The sequence below is a fragment of the Veillonella sp. T14073-2 genome (assembly GCF_002959875.1).
Classification (GTDB): domain Bacteria; phylum Bacillota; class Negativicutes; order Veillonellales; family Veillonellaceae; genus Veillonella; species Veillonella infantium.
Genome location: NZ_PPDC01000003.1, coordinates 1 through 19,418 on the forward strand (window position 1 = coordinate 1; position 19,418 = coordinate 19,418).

19 protein-coding genes are annotated in these 19,418 nt (G+C 37.8%); 14 read left to right on the forward strand and 5 right to left on the reverse strand.

The genetic code is table 11. The features are described 5' to 3' along the window. The first annotated feature begins 363 nt into the window (after positions 1–363). The 5 genes from VCHSUH04_RS02215 to VCHSUH04_RS02235 all read left to right on the forward strand — a co-directional run bounded on the left by VCHSUH04_RS02215 (position 364) and on the right by VCHSUH04_RS02235 (position 5,727). Positions 364–966 (forward strand): hypothetical protein, encoded by a 603-nt coding sequence (locus tag VCHSUH04_RS02215; RefSeq protein WP_105085154.1) that lies wholly within the window; start codon positions 364–366, stop codon positions 964–966. A 255-nt stretch (positions 967–1,221) separates the two neighbouring features. Beyond that, positions 1,222–2,493 carry a putative porin gene (locus VCHSUH04_RS02220; RefSeq protein ID WP_105085155.1) on the forward strand — a complete coding sequence of 424 codons (1,272 nt, stop codon included), beginning with the start codon at positions 1,222–1,224 and terminating at the stop codon, positions 2,491–2,493. Positions 2,494–2,638: 145 nt separating this feature from the next. Further along, on the forward strand, positions 2,639–3,244 hold the full coding sequence (locus VCHSUH04_RS02225; protein ID WP_105085156.1) for a hypothetical protein: 606 nt from the start codon (positions 2,639–2,641) through the stop codon (positions 3,242–3,244). A 178-nt stretch (positions 3,245–3,422) separates the two neighbouring features. Then, positions 3,423–4,628 carry an MFS transporter gene (locus tag VCHSUH04_RS02230; RefSeq protein ID WP_105085157.1) on the forward strand — a complete coding sequence of 402 codons (1,206 nt, stop codon included), beginning with the start codon at positions 3,423–3,425 and terminating at the stop codon, positions 4,626–4,628. A gap of 214 nt (positions 4,629–4,842) precedes the next feature. Beyond that, positions 4,843–5,727, forward strand: coding sequence for a LysR family transcriptional regulator (locus VCHSUH04_RS02235; protein ID WP_105085158.1), 885 nt, complete (start codon positions 4,843–4,845; stop codon positions 5,725–5,727). 129 nt (positions 5,728–5,856) lie between these two features. Here VCHSUH04_RS02235 and VCHSUH04_RS02240 read toward each other — a convergent pair whose 3' ends face one another. Together VCHSUH04_RS02240 and VCHSUH04_RS02245 are read right to left on the reverse strand one after the other, a co-directional pair. Further along, positions 5,857–6,471: a LysE/ArgO family amino acid transporter gene (locus VCHSUH04_RS02240; RefSeq protein ID WP_105085159.1), complete on the reverse strand. Its 615-nt coding sequence runs from the start codon at positions 6,469–6,471 to the stop codon at positions 5,857–5,859. Positions 6,472–6,606: 135 nt separating this feature from the next. Further along, positions 6,607–7,647: a YeiH family protein gene (locus VCHSUH04_RS02245; RefSeq protein WP_105085160.1), complete on the reverse strand. Its 1,041-nt coding sequence runs from the start codon at positions 7,645–7,647 to the stop codon at positions 6,607–6,609. 342 nt (positions 7,648–7,989) lie between these two features. On the opposite strand from VCHSUH04_RS02245, the gene VCHSUH04_RS02250 reads away from it, so the two are divergent. From VCHSUH04_RS02250 to VCHSUH04_RS02265, 4 genes are all read left to right on the forward strand, one after another. Beyond that, complete coding sequence (locus VCHSUH04_RS02250) at positions 7,990–8,535, forward strand: carbonic anhydrase (RefSeq protein ID WP_105085161.1); 546 nt, start codon at positions 7,990–7,992, stop codon at positions 8,533–8,535. 742 nt (positions 8,536–9,277) lie between these two features. Continuing rightward, positions 9,278–10,030: a dethiobiotin synthase gene (bioD, locus tag VCHSUH04_RS02255; RefSeq protein ID WP_105085162.1), complete on the forward strand. Its 753-nt coding sequence runs from the start codon at positions 9,278–9,280 to the stop codon at positions 10,028–10,030. A 120-nt stretch (positions 10,031–10,150) separates the two neighbouring features. After that, positions 10,151–11,539, forward strand: a complete 1,389-nt coding sequence (gene bioA, locus VCHSUH04_RS02260; protein WP_105085163.1) for an adenosylmethionine--8-amino-7-oxononanoate transaminase — start codon at positions 10,151–10,153, stop codon at positions 11,537–11,539. Positions 11,540–11,760: 221 nt separating this feature from the next. Next, positions 11,761–13,101: an anaerobic C4-dicarboxylate transporter gene (locus VCHSUH04_RS02265; RefSeq protein ID WP_105085164.1), complete on the forward strand. Its 1,341-nt coding sequence runs from the start codon at positions 11,761–11,763 to the stop codon at positions 13,099–13,101. Positions 13,102–13,206: 105 nt separating this feature from the next. Here VCHSUH04_RS02265 and VCHSUH04_RS02270 read toward each other — a convergent pair whose 3' ends face one another. The 3 genes from VCHSUH04_RS02270 to VCHSUH04_RS02280 all read right to left on the reverse strand — a co-directional run bounded on the left by VCHSUH04_RS02270 (position 13,207) and on the right by VCHSUH04_RS02280 (position 15,345). Further along, on the reverse strand, positions 13,207–13,617 hold the full coding sequence (locus tag VCHSUH04_RS02270; protein WP_105085165.1) for a Fur family transcriptional regulator: 411 nt from the start codon (positions 13,615–13,617) through the stop codon (positions 13,207–13,209). 107 nt (positions 13,618–13,724) lie between these two features. Further along, positions 13,725–14,543, reverse strand: a complete 819-nt coding sequence (locus VCHSUH04_RS02275) for a metal ABC transporter permease (RefSeq protein WP_105085166.1) — start codon at positions 14,541–14,543, stop codon at positions 13,725–13,727. Continuing rightward, entirely contained in the window at positions 14,536–15,345 is an 810-nt protein-coding gene (locus VCHSUH04_RS02280; RefSeq protein ID WP_105085167.1) for a metal ABC transporter ATP-binding protein, read from the reverse strand. Before VCHSUH04_RS02280 ends, VCHSUH04_RS02275 begins: the two co-directional genes overlap by 8 nt. A gap of 147 nt (positions 15,346–15,492) precedes the next feature. Between VCHSUH04_RS02280 and VCHSUH04_RS02285 the strand changes: the two genes are divergently transcribed. The 5 genes from VCHSUH04_RS02285 (at position 15,493) to VCHSUH04_RS02305 (ending at position 19,413) form a co-directional block, all read left to right on the forward strand. Then, the gene (locus VCHSUH04_RS02285) at positions 15,493–16,398 is read left to right on the forward strand and encodes a metal ABC transporter substrate-binding protein (RefSeq protein WP_105085168.1); all 906 of its coding nucleotides are present in this window, start codon (positions 15,493–15,495) and stop codon (positions 16,396–16,398) included. A gap of 124 nt (positions 16,399–16,522) precedes the next feature. After that, positions 16,523–17,128: a protein adenylyltransferase Fic gene (fic, locus tag VCHSUH04_RS02290; RefSeq protein WP_105085169.1), complete on the forward strand. Its 606-nt coding sequence runs from the start codon at positions 16,523–16,525 to the stop codon at positions 17,126–17,128. 11 nt (positions 17,129–17,139) lie between these two features. Beyond that, a complete protein-coding gene (locus tag VCHSUH04_RS02295) occupies positions 17,140–17,709 on the forward strand; it encodes a hypothetical protein (RefSeq protein ID WP_105085170.1) in 570 nt (189 codons plus the stop codon). A 167-nt stretch (positions 17,710–17,876) separates the two neighbouring features. After that, on the forward strand, positions 17,877–18,548 hold the full coding sequence (locus VCHSUH04_RS02300) for a hypothetical protein (RefSeq protein WP_105085171.1): 672 nt from the start codon (positions 17,877–17,879) through the stop codon (positions 18,546–18,548). Between the two features lie 181 nt (positions 18,549–18,729). Then, on the forward strand, positions 18,730–19,413 hold the full coding sequence (locus VCHSUH04_RS02305; RefSeq protein WP_105085172.1) for a hypothetical protein: 684 nt from the start codon (positions 18,730–18,732) through the stop codon (positions 19,411–19,413). The last annotated feature ends 5 nt before the right edge of the window (positions 19,414–19,418 follow it).

Here is a 19,418-nt window from a genome sequence, read left to right on the forward strand (position 1 = left end):
AGGGGGCAGCCAGTGGTAATAGAGTGGTTGTCAGATCATTCAATGCCCTCTTTAGAGGGCCACCACTAGAGAAAGACCCTTATAGGGTCAGAGCAAACCACCCGTTCTACGGGTGGTTATGATTTATTAATTTTTGTTAGAGTAGTTTAGATAACATAACATAACACTATTTCTGATTGAATTACCTATCTTTTACCGAAACACTTTTGAGTTGTTTATATAGTTAAAATGAAAGACTAAATTAGAATTATTCTTATAATGAATGCTACCTATCTAATATAAGTAATCTGCAAATTTCGATTTAAATGATAAAATATGTTAAGTAAAATTGATATTTCAGGAATTATGTTAGAGAGGTGTATGATGAATCAAGTGGAAACGAAACAGTATAAGAGTATTTACCATATCTTCATATGGATTGTAGTATTCTCCTTAATTATGATCGGTTTGCTAGAGTGGGGGTACATTGAGAGTGGTCGTGCCTTCGGGAACTATAAAGTCTATACAGGTCTTGTACCTTGGTGTACGTGGATTGTGATGACTTATTTGGCAACTCGTCCTAAATGGTTTACAAGTCGTTATAATTTATGTGAAATGTTCAAGGTTCACCGTGCATTAGGTATTGCATCTGTAGCTGTTATTGCATTCCATTTGTATCTCTATTTCGGTAAAGCTGCTAAATCCGTTCTCGGTTGGTGGGGTGGCTATGTAGCCCTTACTTCCTTCGGTATTGGTACAATCTCTGGCCTTGCGTTCTTAACGCCAAAACTTAGAAAAGTAACTGCATCTAGCCGTAATATTGGTATTTGGTTGCACCGTTTCAACTTAGTTGCATTAGTTGCTGCAGATATTCATATCCATGGCTTTACAAGAATTTCCAAAATGGTACCATTCCTTCAAGTGTTTGATATCATTACATATGGTCTTGTGATTTATTGCATCTACTTGATGTTTAAAAAGAAATAATATGAATTGCTAAAGTCCCTTCTGTATAGTACAGAAGGGACTTTTTTAGTTATATCTTTATTTTCCAAGAAATAAAATATTCTATATTATCAGTTTGATGCATAATTGATTGTGAGATTGATATACATTCTCTATTTACTGACCTAATGAAAATTGCTATTATCTTAATGTTAAATATGATAATGATAATTATAGTCATATAATTCATTATTTATTCATTTTTTATTAATTATTATTTATTGTGTGAGGTTTATTATGATTAAACGTAAAATGACCAGTGCTTTTGCAGTGGCAGCCATGATGGGTGTGGCTACAGCGTTTGCTGTTAATCCATTTTCCGATGTTCCGTCCGATAGCTGGGCTTATCAAGCAGTAGATCAATTGGCTACAGCGGGTATTATCAATGGTTACCCTGATGGTACTTTCAAAGGTCAAAATAACATTACTCGTTACGAAATGGCTCAAATGATTGCGAAAGGCATGGCTAATCAAGACCGTGCTAATGCAGAACAACAAGCTATGTTGAATCGATTAGCTGATGAGTTCTCCAATGAATTGAATACACTTGGTGTGCGTGTAGCTAAATTGGAAGACCGCGTAGGCAATGTAAAGGTTACTGGTGATGCTCGTATCAACTACATTGGTAAAGAGGGTATCGATGGTTATGATTACGAAGATAAAATTACAGCCCGTGTACGTTTAGGCCTAGATGCAAAGGTTAATAAAAATACATCTGTAAAAGCTCGTATTACAACAGGCTCTATTGAACTAGGTGATAGTTCTAAAGATGCTCAAGCTAATTGGGATTTAGCATATGTAGAGCATAAATTCGGTAAAAATGTTGTAGTTGATGCTGGTCGTTATACCCAAAAATTTGGCGGTGGCTTGATTTATAGCTCTAACTTTGATGGTGTAGGCGCTACAGCGAAGCTAGGTGATAAAGTTACATTAAATGGTGCATATGGTTATATGACAGCAGGCCGTTTTGCTAAGACTAGTAAAGCTGATAATGGTGATGTAGGTCTTATTAATGCTCATGTAGCTGTTAATGATCGCTTTAGCTTTGGCGGTATGTTTGCTCATTTAGGTACAACAAATGTACGTATGGGTAATGGCAAGAAAAATAACGAATTCGATAATGTATATGGCTTTAATGCTAAATATAATGTTGGTAAATTCGGTATTGATGGCGAGTGGGTAAAAGCATCTGGCTTGAGTAATTCCGATATTTGGAACGTAGGCGTTAAATGGGGTGATTATAAAATTAACAAGAAGAACTCTTGGGATATCCGCTTAGATTACTACGATCAAGCTAAAAATGCACCTGTATTTAAAACGCAAAAATATGAATCTAATGATTTATTAAAGAAAACACGGTATGAAGGTTATAAAGCATGGCAATTAGGTGCATCTTACGCACCAGAGAAAAATATTGGTATTAATGCCTACTATGGCTTCCATGCGAAAACACAAGATGGTAACCGTGTAAATGATTACTACCGTGCAGACCTCAACTTCAAATTCTAGTTCTAATTATAGGATGAATCTGGATTTAATAACTAATTAGTTTTAAGTTCTAAGTAGAATGCTATGTGGATCGAAATTGTTAGCATGCTACATTAGGCCAACTAGATATATACTGGTAGTTTGTATAAGAAATGGTGAGGTTTATATGGCAGAAGTAGTAAAAAAACAGTTTAAGAGTAAATACCATATTTTAATATGGATTGCAGTTTTATCCCTAATATTTATGGGAATGGTAGAATATGGTTATGTAACAGGAGGTAGATCATTTGGTAACTGGAAGGTTCACCTAGGCCTTATTCCTTATGTATCTTGGCTTGTATTAACATATATTGCAACAAGACCAAAATGGTTTATCAAACGATATAATCCAAAAGAAATGTTTGAAGTTCATCGCATCGTAGGTATCGTTAGTGTTGTTCTTGTATGTGCACATTGGTATGTATACTTCTTGAAAGCATTGAAGTCCTTCTTAGGATTCTGGGGCGGTTATATCTCCCTTGGAGCCATGTTTATTGCTCTTATCTTTGCCGTATTGTACTTAACGCCTTGGGTAGGCAATATGGCAAAATCTGTATCTTGTAAAAAAGTAATCTGGATTCATCGTTTGAACCTTATTGCTATCATTGCAGCAAATATTCATGTTCATGGTTTTGGACGTTTGTCTAAAATGGTACCATTCTTGCCTGTATTTGATGTAGTGACGTATGCACTTGTTATTTACTACATCTATTGGATGTTCAAACAAAAATAAATAATGTATACGTACTTTTATTCTTATAAAAGTCGTATAATCATAGAATTAAAAAGAGACCATCTCAACCCTTTATATGTGGAAGAGATGGTCTTTTTTTGTAGTTTACGATACAATAATATTATGAGTATATTCTATTGTTTTGTGTAAGTATATACTGATAAGAAAGAAGGTCACTATGGATTCTTCTTGGAAACGAATTATCTATTTAATCTGTATTATACAGATCGGTGGGGGAATAACAATTATAGGGGTACTATCATTCCTTCCGTTATTCCTTATAGAGTTAGGTCTACATAATCCAGGTAAAGCTGCTATGTGGGCCGGTATTGTATCAGGGGTAACGCCTTGTATGGTAGCGCTTAGTGCACCGTATTGGTCGCGTAAGGCAAATCAACTGGGACCTCGTAAGGTAATGATGTTTATCTTATTTACCTTAATGGTTACAGTCGGGGCCTGTGCTTTCACCCAAACCCCAGCACAGTTATTAGTCCTAAGGCTATTGCAAGGTGTTGTAGGCGGTTATGTACCAATCGGTTTGGCTATTATCGTCCTTATAACGCCTGAGGAAAAGGTGCCATGGGCGATGGGGCTGTATCAAGCATCTATGGTGATGGGCCTTGTCTTTGGTCCTCTTATGGGTGGCTTAGCGGCCGATTTATTAGGTTATAGAGCGCCATTCTTTATATTTTCCGGATTGACTGGCATTTGCTTATTAGGTATTTATTTCTTAATGCCTAACTTGCAGTTTAAGCATAAGGTAGACGCTCAAGAATCACAGGTTTCTTTGATTAAATCATTTCTCATGATACCCCGAGTTCGTTTATTAGTGGCGATGCAGTTTTTATGTAACTTTGGTATTACTGGTATTGGTCCTATCTTACCGCTTTATATCAAACACTATATGGCAGTAAATGATGATTTTGTGGCTACCATTGTAGGGATTATTATCTTTGGTGCTGGTTTGTTTAGCGCCTTAGCATCCATTTCAATCGGTAAGGTAACCCAACGATTGACCATGCCTCGTATTATCTTTACTGCTACATGGGCGGTGGGCTCCTTATTTATTTTGCAATACTTAATGCCTAGTATATGGGGACTTGGCGTATTCCGTGCTATAGCCGGATTCTTTATGGGCTTTATTACGCCAATTGCAAATACACTGATATCCAAGGCCGTCCCTATTGAGCGACGCGGCATTGTCTTTGGTGCCGTATCTAGCGTAGCAATGATGGGTAATGTATTAGGGCCTGTTATTAGTGGTGTTATTGCGCGTGCCTTTGGATATGGTGCTGTGTTCTGGTCTACGGCAACAATATTCTTTGTGGCGTCCTGGTTTGTATATCGTAATTTAGTTATGTCTCGTGAAAGCAGTTCATCATAGTGAATCTACTTTCAATGAAATATAATAATTGTAGTTGTAGTTGTAGTTGTAGTTGTAGTTGTAGTTGTAGTTGTAGTTGTAGTTGTAGTTGTAGTTGTAGAGAAAAATATTATGTGAGTAGCAAATACCAATGAGAGGGGTTGGTGTATGTTGTGTAGTGGGCTAGTAGATAGAGTAAGGCTACTAATTATAAGAGAGATGAGAGTGTATCGTTATGTTGTTGAAACAATTAGAGTATTTTGTGTGTGTAGTTGATAATAATAGTTTTACTCAAGCTGCGACTGAGCAGTATGTGTCTCAATCTGCTATTTCACAACAAATTAAAGCCCTTGAAACGAGTTTAGGCGTGGAGCTGATGGTACGAGAAAAACGAAGCTTTCACCTAACACCAGCGGGGCAATATTTATATCGATCTGGTAAAAAATTACTAGAACGCTTTCACGATATTAAGGTAGAAACAACCCGCATTGGTACAGATGCACGTGTTAGCTTACGAATTGGCTATTTAAATCGCTATAGTGGGATGGCTATGCAGCAAACGGTCATTCGCATGGCTAAACGCTATAAAAACCTAGATATTCGCATGTATAGTGGCAGTCATGAGGAACTATATGGCATGTTAGATGATCGTCGTGTAGATGTAATATTTAATGATCAGTGGCAGATTTTATCTGATGATTATGAAAGTCATTTGATTGATAAGGCGACCACAGTAATCGAGGTGCCACAAGGCTATACAAAGGAAGGTAGCGTTGAAATTAAAACTATTGATGACTTACCACTTATCTTAGTTTGTCGCGGTAAGTATACGCTAGCTGAGGAAGAACATTATCGTAAGGCCATTGGTTATGCTGGTGCCTTTGCATATGCTCGTACATTAGAGGAGGCTCGCTATTTAGTAGCAGGTCAACAAGGACTATTGCTGCTTGATCGTTTTAAATATTTAACCGACTCCATGCCAGGTATTGAGCGCAAGGTATTAACTAACCATGGTAAATCGATGGAGCGCAATTACTACTTTGTATCGCAACAAAATCAAAGTAACACCTATGTAGAAGCCTTTAGAGAAATGTTTAAACAAGTTTTAGCAGAGTTTTAATGTATCAAAGACGGATTATGTAAAATAAATTTAATCGTCATATAACAAATAAACAATTACAATATAAAAGCCGTTAGCATATGCTAACGGCTTTATTGTTTGAATATTGCTTTATTGAGGATTGTTTAATTAAACATATTCCAAGAGCATTGTAACACCATCGATAAATAATTTTATGCCATAAATGACGAGTACTGCACCACAGAAGCGATTGATCCAAGCCATATGGGTAATTTTTATTTTTTTAGCTAATAAATGCATGGTGGCAGCCAAGGCTCCAAACCACATTGGGGTCATAGCTAGGAAGCCTCCAAAGAAATAATAAATACCTTCTTCAGGTATATTAGCTTGAAAGGCGCCGAGCATCATAGTTGCATCAAGAACGGCTTGAGGATTCCCCCAGGATACAGCGATAGCGGATAGGATAATTTTACGAATTGGAATATTCGTATTTACATTGCGTATATCTGGTTCAGTTCTGAATATATTAAAGCCCATGTATACAATCAGTAGGCCCCCAAAAAGGAGTACGATAAGCTTTGTAAGCGGCCACATTTCAAGAATGGCGCCGATACCAAAGAAGGCTGCCGTACTGAGGCTCATATCAAATAGTGCCAATATGATAAGGGTCAATATGATACGACGTATAGGCTGTACCAATGCTGTGTTGATGATGAAGAGGTTTTGCATGCCAACAGGGGCAAATGTTGCGAGACCGACAAGAAGTCCTTGTAAGAAGTACATGTTAACCCTCCTAACTATAGTATGATAAAGTACTAATAAGGTGAATAGTAGCACGAAACCCCTCCATTACTGGAGGGGTTATTACTATTCTAACTATATACAATTATATCATATTAAAATAGGTATGTATATTTCTTACCATAAACCAATCATATGTTGTGTAGCTAGGCTGACTGCTGTGATGGCAATCCAGCAACAAGCACCCAATGCAAGGGCAGAACCACCGGATTTTATCAATTTTACGATATTAGTATTAAGACCGATAGCAACCATGGCCATTGTAATAAAGTATTTGGAAATAGTTTTGAATACACTCAAGAATTGAATATCTACATTCGCATAGGATAATGCTGTTGTAATAAGAGAACAAATCACAAAGTATAAAACAAATTTAGGGAAGATTTTAGCGATGCTAACACTGCTACCATCAGCTTGAGCAGCACTTTGTTTTGCTTTATATACTTGGTAACTTGCTAAACCTAAACAAATCGGAATAATTGCAAGGGTACGTGTTAATTTAACGATTGTTGCATATTCTAGAACTTGTGTACCAGTGCCTTTCATGCTATCCCATACAGCAGCAGTAGCTGTTACAGAGGATGTATCGTTTACAGCGGTACCAGCAAATAGACCAAAGCCCATATTAGAAAGACCAATAGCATCACCAAATGGAGGGAATACAAAAGCTGCTACTACATTGAAGAAGAATACAACGGAGATTGCTTGGGCAATATCTTGATCCTCTGCCTTGATGACTGGTGCAGCTGCAGCGATAGCAGAACCACCACAAATGGAGGAACCTACGCCGATAAGTACAGCTGTATTAGAGTCGATGTGAGTGAGTCGATAGATAACATAGGACACGATTAAGGATGTAGCGATGGTTGAAATGATGACAGGTAATGAAATCCAACCTACATGTAAAATCTGTGTAATATTTAAGCCAAAGCCCAATAAAATAACGGCCCATTGTAAAATCTTTTTGGATGTAAATCCAATGCCGGCACCAGTTTTTTCGCGTTTCCAAGATGTGAATATAGAGCCAATAATTATACCTAAGATAATGGCAAAGATTGGACTACCAATAAGGTGAAATTCCAGGCCTAATAGCCAACAAGGAATAGCGAGGACTGCACAGAGCAGAATGCCTGGCAATGTTTTTTGATTGATACCCATAATAAAAACCTCCTTACTGTACATACAGTTCACGTCATATGTGGTATCATGTGGCGTTTCTCTTCTATAGTTTTAATAGTACCACATTGGGGGAATTATAATCTACTAGTAATGTAAGAAATATACAGTATATTCATTTTTATAAATATATAAGAATAAAAGGTATAATAAATGAATATTAATTATAAATATTGAATTAATACGATTTTTGTGGATTTCTTATGAAGGATATAGGTTATAATAAATATTTATATGTGATGAAAATCTCTTGTTTTTCATTGAATATATTGTATATAATGAATAGAATCTATTTTATAGATAGAAATGTAAATGAGGTACCTTATGATTGATATTAAACAAATAATTGAAACCAATAAAGAGTATGTGAAAAACCACCCAGAATTACCAAAAGCAGGATTAACAAGCCATCCTACTAAAAAACTAGGTATTGTCACATGTATGGATACGCGTTTAGTCTGCATGCTAGAAGATGCATTAGGTTTTAACCGTGGTGAAATCATCGTTATAAAAACAGCTGGTAATAGTGTAACGCAACCTATCGATAATATTGTACAAAGCTTGCTAGTTGCTACGTATGGTATGGAAATTGAAGATGTATTAGTCATCGGCCATGAGAACTGCGGCATGATTGATTTCTCTGCTACAACTTTTATGGAGTCCATGAAAGAAAAAGGTATCAGTGAAGATGCGATTCGCATGATCGAACCAGGACTTATTGATTGGATGGATCGTTTCCACATATCCGAAGACAATGTAATCTATACCGTTAACTTCTTGCGTAACCACCCACTATTCCCAAAAGGAATGGGATTCTATGGAGGGATGATGGATCCTGATACAGGCGAATTCCGTTATATTGAGATTTAGTAGTGGCCTCGATGGGGCCCCTTTACATAACTACATTTAGGTAAAAAAGAGTGATGACTAACCTCTACGCTCCAAAGCGAGCTAAGTCGCTAATCGGTTAGTCATCACTCTTTTTATAACTGTATTTATGAACTAGTCCCATCGAGTCTATTCATATATCAATAAAACGAAATTCACTGTATCAAATAAGTAAGAGGGAGAAGTTCTCGTCCTTTTTCCTACTGTACCTATGAATTAGTCCCATCAAATCTGAATGCCATTAACGAGTTAGCGTAATTTCGCTGTATCGAGAGAGGGGAAATTAATGGGGCCCCTCTACATAGCTACATTTAGATAAAAAAGAGTGATGACTAATCTCTACGCTCCAAAGCGAGCTAAGTCGCTAATCGGTTAGTCATCACTCTTTTTCTCTTTTCTCCATATATAGCCAACCTACTATTCTCGCATTTATGGTTGTAGATAGGACTATATGGGACTGTTACATAAGTACAGCCATAAAAATCACAGAACCTAGTAAAGAGCGACTTAGCTCGCTTTGGAGCGATGAGCTAGGTTCTGTGATTTTTAACAAGGCTTGCACTAATGTATGGGGGCCCCATATAGTCCTATTACGGTAAACCTTAAGCGGAATAATAGGTTGACTATATATTCCGTTTAGCTGTATATTGTAATTAGATTGTAAACTTACTCACATAAATTGGTTAACCTATGCGGCGTTAAGTATCGCTGAGAGGAGACATGTATGAAACAGTTAGGTATTTCTATAATTGGTACAGATACAGATGTAGGCAAGACGTTTGTAACGGGCTTATTAGGGGCCATGGCTGTAGATGATGGCTTTACGGTTGGTATGGTTAAACCGGTGTCCTCCAGCGCAGTACCTTTTCCTGAATGTGTAACGATGGATGAGGATAATTATAATGTGGATCTTGAAAGCAAGGATGCTACATATTTGATGCGTTCCGCTGGTATTCCTGAGTCGCGTCGTCACGAGGTTAATCCATATGCTATTGCGGGAGATTTTTCTCCTCGTCTTGCAGCAGAATTAGCTGGTATAGAAATCGATTATGCTGGTGTAGTAGCTCATACATTAGATGTTGTTAATCGCTATGATTTAACCTTTGTAGAAGGTGCTGGTGGTATTACAACACCTCTTTACGGCGATAAAACATTTACGGATTTAATGAAAGATATTAAATTACCAGCCATCGTTGTAGCCGATGGACGGTTGGGCTCCATTAACCGCGCTATTTTAACTTGTGAATACGCTAAGATGCATGGTATTGAGGTGAAAGCTATCATTGTCAATGATACGACTGCAGTGGATCCGTTTTTGTTGAAAACAAATGTGGAAGACATGGAACGATATACAGGTATTCCTGTGGTGGCTGTTGTACCGCCATACCAAGGTCCGGATATCCAAAAGGTTCAGCTTGGTTGGGCTCGGTCCTTTGTGGACTCTAAGAAGGTGTGGAATACAGTATTAGGCATATAGTAGTTAGATATTGTAATTTAATCTGGCCTAATCATTTATATTAATAGATTGTTATTGTAGTAGAACTTTATAGGGATAGGGAATTATAGTTTGTAAAATTTTTACGTATGAGGTGACAAAATGGCAGAGAAACAGCTTTCACAAGCAGCACAATGGGATCATGAGTTTGTATGGCATCCATTTACACAAATGCAAGATTGGTTGGCACAAGAACCAGTCGTAATCGAACGTGGTGAGGGGGTATACCTCATCGATGAGAACGGTAAAAAGTATTATGATGGCGTGTCCTCATTATGGGTTAACATTCATGGACATAACCATCCTGTATTAAACCAGGCATTGAAAGAACAAGTGGATAAAATTGCTCATAGCACATTGCTCGGTCTTGTAAGCCCACCATCTGCACAATTGTGTAAAGAATTAGTAGAGCTCGCCCCAGAAGGTTTAAATAAAGTATTTTTGTCTGATGATGGTAGTACAGCTATTGAAGTTGCTATTAAGATGGCGTACCAATATCGTCAGCTAGTGGGGCAAACGAAGAAAACTAAGTTCATTGCTCTTAATGCGGGTTATCATGGGGATACATTGGGAACTGTATCTGTAGGTGGCATTCAATTATTCCACCAAGTGTTCCATAATCTATTATTCAAACCGTTGACATTGCCAAGCCCTGGCGTATATCGCGATGTAGCTGATCGAGATAAAGCCTTTGAAGAGTCTTTGGCTGAATTAGAACGTATCCTCAATGAAGAGGGTGATGAAATCACAGCTCTCGTTATGGAACCACTAGTGCAAGCTGCAGCAGGGATGCTTGTAATGCCTCATGGATACTTGAAACGCGTTCGTGAATTGACTGCGAAACATGACGTATTTCTCATTGTCGATGAAGTGGCAACAGGCTTTGGGCGTACTGGTAAATTCTTTGCCTGCGAACACGAAGATGTGGCTCCAGACTTTATGACCTTATCTAAAGGTATTACTGGTGGTTATATGCCTCTAGCTGCCACATTGACTACACAACGCATATTTGATGCATTCCTTGGCACCTTTGAAGAAAAGAAAACATTCTATCATGGTCACTCCTACACAGGTAATGCCTTAGCTTGTGCAGTTGCATTGGCTTCGTTGAAAGTTTTCCGCGAAGAGAAGGTCATCGAAGGATTGCCTAAAAAAATCGAGGCTTTCACCAATGCATTAAAACCTATTGAAAAATTAAAACATGTGAAAGAGGTTCGTCAACGAGGCCTCATCGTAGGTATTGAACTTGAAAAAGATGTGGCCACTCATGAAGCGTATCGTCCAAATGATGCGGTAGGGGCTAAGGTGGCTATTCTTGCTCGTGAACAAGGCCTTATTTGCCGTCCTATCGGCGATGTAGTAATTCTCATGCCTCCATTGGCGTCTACTGTGGAACAATTAGAGGATATGGTTCGCATCGTTGGTGAAAGTATCCAACGAGCTACCGAAGAAGAGGGGATTCTCGAAGATTTACGGCCAATTATTCTATAACGATTTATGCCTAAGTATTTTATAAAGAGTTAGGCTAAAAGGAAAAGCTATATATGTTATGATGCTACGTGAGTAGAGTCGTCGACATATATAGCTTTTTATATTTTAATTATGGGCTTTTATTAAGTCTTTAAACTATAAGATATAGACTATATATTGTGAAAATTCGATGATAATTTTGCATATCTATGATACTATATATGTATAAAGGAGGTCATCGTATGGACATTTATGTAATTATGCAAGTTATTATTTTATTTGGTGCCATCTTCCTTGGTGTTCGCCTCGGTGGTATGGGCATCGGTTACGCTGGCGGCCTTGGGGTAGTATTGTTAAGCCTTGGTATGGGTATGTTCCCTGGACAGATTCCTTGGGATGTAATTCTCATCATCATGTCTGCTATCGCTGCCATCTGTGCCTTACAGTTAGCCGGCGGTCTTGATTATTTGGTGCGTATTGCGGAAAATATTTTACGTAAAAACCCTAAACACATCAACTATTTAGCACCAACAGTAACGTATTTCTTAACTCTATTGGCCGGTACTGGTCATACAGCATTCTCTATGATTCCGGTAATCGTAGAGGTGGCAAAAAGTGAAAACATTAAGCCATCTGTACCTTTATCCATCGCCGTTGTAGCGAGCCAAATCGCTATTACAGCTAGCCCAGTATCTGCAGCAGTTGTTGCTATGAGTGGTTTCCTTGAACCGTTTGGGGTAAACTATCCAACATTGCTCGCTATTTGTATTTCTACAACATTCGTAGCAGTTATGATTACTGCCTTTGTTATGTCTACATTTGCGAATAATGATTTGTCTTCTGATCCAGTATACCAAGAACGTTTGGCAGCAGGTCACGTGGCACCACCTCGTGAAAAAAATGCCGATTTCCATTTGAAACCAGGCGCAAAAACTTCTGTATTGATTTTCTTAATTGGTATTATCTGTATTGTATTCTATGCAACTGCAATCTCCAAAAACATTGGTCTTGTTAAACCAGTTATCTTTGGTCGAAATGATGCTATCATCGGCTTCATGATGATTATCGCAGCAGCAATCACTTACTTCTGTAAGATTGATACAGCACAACTTGTTAATACTAGCACATTCAAATCCGGTTTATCCGCTTGTGTCTGTGTACTAGGTGTAGCATGGTTGGGCGATACTTTCGTAAAAGGTCATATTCCTGAAATCAAAGCTCTCGCTTCTAGCATGGTAACAGCATATCCGTTCTTGTTAGCCGTAGCATTCTTCTTTGCAAGTACATTGTTGTACAGCCAAGCGGCAACTACACAAGCGTTGGTACCTGCCGTAATTTTAGCTCTCGGTATTACACCTGAGAACCCAGGATCCGTATATATTATTATCGCATCCTTCGCAGCTGTATCTGCACTCTTCGTATTGCCTACATACCCAACACTTTTGGGGGCTGTACAAATGGATGACACCGGCTCTACACGAATCGGTAAACTCGTATTTAACCATCCGTTCTTCATCCCTGGTGTGCTTGCCATCGCTATCGCAGTAGCACTTGGCTTCGTTGTGGCTCCGTTGATGTTGTAATTGTGAAAGCTAAATAAGGCCAATACAAAACATATTAAAAATATCATATTAAAATCTCAACAGGACGTAACTTTAAAAGTTACGTCCTGTTTGTGTGTGTATGTATTATTTATTTTTACTACTACATTTTTTACAGAGACCTGCAATTTCTAGATGATGTTCTGTTACAGTGAATCCCGCATCGCTAAGTTCTTGTGGCATTTCTACGACAGGGCAGGTGTGTAGAGGTATCATAGTGCCACAGCTAGTACATACTGCATAGTGACGGTGTGTATGAGGTGTGATTTCATAGTAGGCCATATCGCTACCCATGAGTGTTGTACGGGTAACGATACCCTTTGTTTCTAATAATTCAAGAGTACGATAAATAGTGGACATCCAAGTAGTGCTACCATCGCCTAATCGATCTGCGATTTCCATAGCCGTAATAGGTTTATCTATACTAGTTAATACAGACCAAATGGCTTCACGCTGCTTGGTCTTTTTTATGCCTTCTGGCCAAGTTGTTGTATTCATAACTCTCTTTCAATTCTGTTTTAATACTAATATGCTATACACTTATATAGGGAGATAACTAATAGTGTTAATTGAATATCTATCTACATATAGATTATTATTGGGGTTTATCTACTAAACTGCATACGACGTATGATTGTACGGATGTTTTTAATGATTAATACTACAAGTAGAATTGCGACCGATGTGAGAGATACAAAACCACCTGGTGCTACATTGAGATAGTAGGAGCCAAATAGGCCAATAACCATGGCTAGTAAGCTAAATCCAATGGAGCATAGTAGAGTTGTTCTAAATCCTTTTTCTAGTTGTAGTGCCGATGCTACTGGTAGTGCAATCATAGCACTCAATACGAGGACCCCTACGATTTTAATAGAAATAGATACGGCAGCAGCCATTAAGATAGCAAAAATATAGTTGATAAAATCTACCTTAACACCGGCTACGCGAGCTGCTTCCTCATCATAGGCAATGTAGAGTAGTGAGTTATACAAGAAGTATAGCGTTAATACTGACAAAATAGTAAGGGCTGCAATGCTTATCATATCCGCCGTGTTGACGGTCAGTATGCTACCAAAGAAAAACACATTAGCATTAGCTTTTAACTTGCCTGAACTAATAAGAGTAATAGCAGTACCAATACTGAGGGATAAAATAATGGTAAGAATCAAATCGAGATGATGGGAAAAGTATTTTCGTAAGAACTCGATGAGGGCACCACAGATGGCGGTAAAAATGAAAGCTCCTAAGATAGGGTTGGTATTCGTCAATAAGCCTAGGGTAATACCTGCAAGGGATGCATGGCTCATGGTATCGCCAATCATACTAGAACGGCGTAGTACCATAAAGATACCGATACAGGGGCATAAGAGGGAAATGCAGATGGCTACGAAGAAGGCGTTTTGCATAAAATCATAACTAAACATGGCGCACCTCCTCGGTTGTAGTATCATCGGCCTGAGCCTGAGCCTGAGCCTGAGCCTGAGCCTGAGCCTGAGCCTGAGCCTGAGCCTGAGCCTGAGTTGTTACATCTGTGAAGCAAGCACAGTTTTCGTGATCCATAGGATTGCGTCCTGTGCTGTGCATAATTTCACTAGCGTATTGTTCAGGGGAACAAAGGTGGCCTTTGCCATTTGCGATGTGGTAGATATTGGTTGAATTAGCAAGGGCCATTTCAAGGTTATGTTCTACAGATATAATTGTAATATGATGTACTTGATTTAACTCTCGAAGGAGGCTATAAATACCTTCTTGACTCTTTCTATCGATACCTGTAGATGGCTCGTCAAGGATGATAAGATCAGGATTACCGATGAGGGCACGAGCAATGGATACGCGTTGTGCCTGTCCCCCTGAAAGCTTACTAATCAATCGATCTTTAAACTCTGTCATATTGGTAAGCTCTAATACGCGATCGACCTCATGTTTGTCTTTAATTTTTAGTAATTTACGGTAAGAATCAAGAATTTCTTTTACCGTAATAGGAAAGCCTGCATGAGAGAAATCATTCTTTTGAGATACGTAGCGAATGTTGTTTGTATCTCGCTTGATAGAGCCTTTTACAGGTGTCAAGAACCCTAAGATGAGACGTAGAAGGGTACTTTTACCAGACCCATTGTCCCCAACGATGGATATATAATCACCACTGTGAATATGTAAGTTAAGGTCATTCAACACATAAGGTGGCTGACCTTGATAGGAAAAATAAAGATGTTCAATAGATAACATATAAAAACCACTTTTCTAATTGACAAAATCTTGAGTAAGTTTATACTATAACTATATTACAAATGCAACTGAGTCGCAACTGCAATAAAAGAATAAGCAGTATTCTATGAAGGCATAGCGATCAGGATTTCACAAAGGAGGACTACGATGGTCAAGAAACTGGTTTTGTTAGTTGTAGGCATCATGATGGCCGCTCTATTTGCAGGCTGTGGTAATGATGCACCGAAGGAACAAGCAAGTAAGAAGATCCAAGTGGTAACAAGTTTTAATGCAATGGCTGAATTTGCAAAGGCTATTGGCGGTGACAAGGTAGAGGTGTCTACTATTATTCCAGATGGCGTAGAGCCACATGATTTCGAGTTGAAACCAGAAAATATGAAACAATTGGCAACAGCTCAAGTATTTGTTTATAACGGTTTTGGCATGGAGCCTTGGGCACAACAAGCGATTGATGCAGCTAAAAATAGTAAACTCATCACTGTTGTTGCTACAGAGGGCGTAGAACCTATTAAAAATACTGATCCTGAAGAAATTAAGGAACATGGCGCAGAAGATCCTCACGCATGGTTATCTTTGAAAAATGCTAAAATTGAAGTGAAAAACATTAAAGATGCTCTTGTAAAAGCTGACCCAGCTAACAAGGACTACTACGAAAAGAACTACACTGAATACGTAGCAAAATTAGATGCTATGATTAAAAAATATGAAGAGCAATTCGCTAAAGCTCCTCATAAAAACTTCGTTACAGGCCATGCCGCATTTGCGTACCTATGCCGTGACTTTGGTTTAGAGCAAAATAGCGTAGAAGATGTATTTGCTGAAGGCGAACCAAACGCAGCACAATTGGCAGAGCTCATTAAGTATTGTAAAGAAAACAATATCACTACTATCTTTGCAGAAGAAATGGCTAGCCCAGAAGTTTCTAAAACATTGGCAAATGAAGTTGGTGCTAAGGTAGAAACTATTTACACAATCGAAAGCAATGAAGATAACAAGACATACTTAGAACGTATGGATGAAAACCTTACAAAAATTGCAGCATCTTTGAAATAAGATGAACCATAAAGCAGCCCCTTTGAGGGCTGCTTTTTATTTTGTATGCCATGTTAGTTTCAACTAAAGTTTTATGAATATAGTATAATATATATTACGAGATAAAATAAAAAGGAGGTCCAATATGGTTATCACTAATAAATTAGGCATTACTGATTCTCCAACTTTGGCTAGAGAAGAAGAACGAATAAGTAAAAAATCTGCGACTAGATTATTTGAGCAGAACCTACTTAATAACATGTCTAGTGGTACTTGGACTACATTACAAGACATCCATAAGGTATTATTTCAAGATATATATGATTTTGCTGGTGAGCTACGTACTGTAAATATTTCTAAAGGGAACTTTCGTTTTGTTCCTGTTATGTATCTATCTGAAGCGATTAAAACTATTGAAAGCATGCCACAAAATTCATTTGATGAAATTGTAGAGAAGTATGTAGAAATGAATGTAGCTCATCCTTTTAGAGAGGGTAATGGACGTAGTATGCGTTTGTGGCTTGATCATATGCTTTGTGTTGAACTACAAAAAACTATTGATTGGAGTCAAATTGATAAGGAAAAATATTTATCTGCTATGGAGCGCAGCCCTGTAAATGATTTAGAAATTAAAGCTGTATTAGCAGCGGCGCTTACTGACGATATCAATAATCGGGAACTATTTATGAAGGGGCTTGATCATAGTTATTACTTTGAGGGGTATCAATTATTTAAGAGTGAGGATTTATAAGGTAGAGTATTATGAAGGGTTTGTTTGGTCCTTATATAGAAAAATGGATGCATTTTGTGACCATTAAAAACATGTTATTACTAGCTATTGGATCTCTAATTATAACTGATTTGGGTTTATACATATTGATGTTGCTTTTCCCAAAGAGTCCATTTTTTAAAACTCTTATTTGGGAGGTTATCAGTCCTGTAGAACTTGAGATAGTTTCTATTATTGGCTATGTACTTGGAATTGCAGTATTTATTCTTGTAACCTCTGGTATTTTATATGGTGTTTTTAAGGTGTTTAAGGGGCAAGTTACCTATAAGCAACTAGTGGCAGACTTGCTTTTGAGTAGCTGTATTGCCAGCTGGATTCATTTGATATTTGCACTTGTTGCTGCGCCTACTTATCTCTTGTTAGACTTACGTATTCGAGGTGGTACGGGCGGATTAAGCACGATGGAGCTCTTTAATGTCTTTGTTATGGCCCAGCTTATGTCTAAGCAATTTGGAGTAAGTCCTTGGATCACGGGGATTTCCTTTTATATAGTATCCTTCATCTTTGGTGCTGGCGGTATTATGTTATTCATGACAACTTAAATACATATGTAATTGAAAGGTTGGTAGATTCTGTTAAGGCAGCTGCCAATCTTTTTATTTGTTAATCATGGTCGCAAATCGATTTAAAATAAATTTATATTTATTTTAAATGTGTATTATGATAAAATGATAGAAATATGTGATTTAGATGTTTTGGAGGGGAACATATGGAAAGAAAATGGTATTTAGATCTTTGGGCGCTTATTAGAGAGCCTTTTAAACGTGGCATTCCAGAGATTGTTGAATTTGGTACAATTCAACGAGGTTTTGCATGTACCATGGGGATGCTTGCTATTAGTCTGCTTGTGAGTTGGATTATACAAGCTGGAATGGTTTATTCCTTAGGTGCTTCAGCTCCACAGCTAGGAGCTGCGTTGGGGGTTCTTGCTGGGGCCGGATTTTTTGTATTAGTATTATATGCATTATTAACATTTGCTATATTAGCTATTTATTCAGTTCTATTTAGCCAAATAGCTAATAAATTTGGTGCCCATACCAATTATGAGTCTATATTAAAGATTTGTTGGTACCAAAGTGCATATTCTATGGTTATATCCCTTGTTCTATCTATTGTTGAAGCAATTTTGGTCCTTATTGTTTATGGCTTTAATTTAGATGTTTATGCGCCTGATATTATCTTATATATTATTGGGTTCTCTTATTGGATACTCCAAGTAGTAGCCTATATTTGGTGTTTCTGGGTGAGTTTAACACTTATGGCACGTCAAATTGAAAAGGGACGACTTGCGACTTTTGGTATTGGAATTTTGGCATCTTTAATTCCTGTGGTCTTTATTGGCATTTTGGTAGGCCTAGTTATGATTGCTACTCATATGTAATTAAATAGTTATGAAAATAATGAAAGCAAGGTATGTATATACCTTGCTTTTGTGCTATAATAATGAACAGAGTATGAATTAAAAATAAAATTATTGTTAGAAATTCGTAATCTTGTGTTGTGTGCTGCATCATTCTATATGGAATGGTGCTATTCTTGTTGAGTAAAAGGTGGTGAGAGGTATGATGGCAGGTTTAGTAGAGTTCGTATATCGCTTATTAAACCCCATTGAAGAAAAAAATCCACGAATGTACCACTATGATGTTACCTATGGACAGCTTGCTTGGATGCTCGTATTGACGCTCATATGCTATCAATTTACCATCGTCGGTGAAAGTGTATATCTAGATGCTATACGTGCTTTGATACGCAATTCATCACTATTAGTGAAGTGGCAAATGTTTTCGCTTCCCGTAGGTCAACATGAAACACAAATCTTTTTTGAACACTTAAGTAAACCGCGTGAGTTTTGGAATATCGGTCGGTTCGGGTGGGTAATTTTAAAAGCGGCCCTCGTGTCTGGCATTGTTATAGGCTATGCGATACTACAAAAACGTAAGTTCTATATCCGCGGCGTAGTCACTGGGGTTTTACATATGATGGCCTTTGCTCAACTCGTAGTAGCTATGATCACTCTTACGGCAGGTATTATGCTGATTCTTACGACTATACCAATTCTACTACAAGCCATTATTGGTTTTTGTATGATTGTATTATGCATTCTTAGTACTGTATTGTTACTACAGACCATGGGACGTATTGCAGGGGCTTGTATTAATGGTAGTGCTTATGAAGGTCTAAGCATTATGTTGCTTGCCATTCTAGTGGCTTTGTTGTGTGAAGTGCTATATACATTAACTCGATAACAGAT

Bases quoted from the DNA above. Each gene is read 5' to 3' on its own strand.
- VCHSUH04_RS02215 (WP_105085154.1), top strand. From the start codon at position 364: ATGAATCAAGTGGAAACGAAACAGTATAAGAGTATTTACCATATCTTC.
- VCHSUH04_RS02220 (WP_105085155.1), top strand. From the start codon at position 1,222: ATGATTAAACGTAAAATGACCAGTGCTTTTGCAGTGGCAGCCATGATG.
- VCHSUH04_RS02225 (WP_105085156.1), top strand. From the start codon at position 2,639: ATGGCAGAAGTAGTAAAAAAACAGTTTAAGAGTAAATACCATATTTTA.
- VCHSUH04_RS02230 (WP_105085157.1), top strand. From the start codon at position 3,423: ATGGATTCTTCTTGGAAACGAATTATCTATTTAATCTGTATTATACAG.
- VCHSUH04_RS02235 (WP_105085158.1), top strand. From the start codon at position 4,843: ATGTTGTTGAAACAATTAGAGTATTTTGTGTGTGTAGTTGATAATAAT.
- VCHSUH04_RS02240 (WP_105085159.1), bottom strand. From the start codon at position 6,471: ATGTACTTCTTACAAGGACTTCTTGTCGGTCTCGCAACATTTGCCCCT.
- VCHSUH04_RS02245 (WP_105085160.1), bottom strand. From the start codon at position 7,647: ATGGGTATCAATCAAAAAACATTGCCAGGCATTCTGCTCTGTGCAGTC.
- VCHSUH04_RS02250 (WP_105085161.1), top strand. From the start codon at position 7,990: ATGATTGATATTAAACAAATAATTGAAACCAATAAAGAGTATGTGAAA.
- bioD (WP_105085162.1), top strand. From the start codon at position 9,278: ATGAAACAGTTAGGTATTTCTATAATTGGTACAGATACAGATGTAGGC.
- bioA (WP_105085163.1), top strand. From the start codon at position 10,151: ATGGCAGAGAAACAGCTTTCACAAGCAGCACAATGGGATCATGAGTTT.
- VCHSUH04_RS02265 (WP_105085164.1), top strand. From the start codon at position 11,761: ATGGACATTTATGTAATTATGCAAGTTATTATTTTATTTGGTGCCATC.
- VCHSUH04_RS02270 (WP_105085165.1), bottom strand. From the start codon at position 13,617: ATGAATACAACAACTTGGCCAGAAGGCATAAAAAAGACCAAGCAGCGT.
- VCHSUH04_RS02275 (WP_105085166.1), bottom strand. From the start codon at position 14,543: ATGTTTAGTTATGATTTTATGCAAAACGCCTTCTTCGTAGCCATCTGC.
- VCHSUH04_RS02280 (WP_105085167.1), bottom strand. From the start codon at position 15,345: ATGTTATCTATTGAACATCTTTATTTTTCCTATCAAGGTCAGCCACCT.
- VCHSUH04_RS02285 (WP_105085168.1), top strand. From the start codon at position 15,493: ATGGTCAAGAAACTGGTTTTGTTAGTTGTAGGCATCATGATGGCCGCT.
- fic (WP_105085169.1), top strand. From the start codon at position 16,523: ATGGTTATCACTAATAAATTAGGCATTACTGATTCTCCAACTTTGGCT.
- VCHSUH04_RS02295 (WP_105085170.1), top strand. From the start codon at position 17,140: ATGAAGGGTTTGTTTGGTCCTTATATAGAAAAATGGATGCATTTTGTG.
- VCHSUH04_RS02300 (WP_105085171.1), top strand. From the start codon at position 17,877: ATGGAAAGAAAATGGTATTTAGATCTTTGGGCGCTTATTAGAGAGCCT.
- VCHSUH04_RS02305 (WP_105085172.1), top strand. From the start codon at position 18,730: ATGATGGCAGGTTTAGTAGAGTTCGTATATCGCTTATTAAACCCCATT.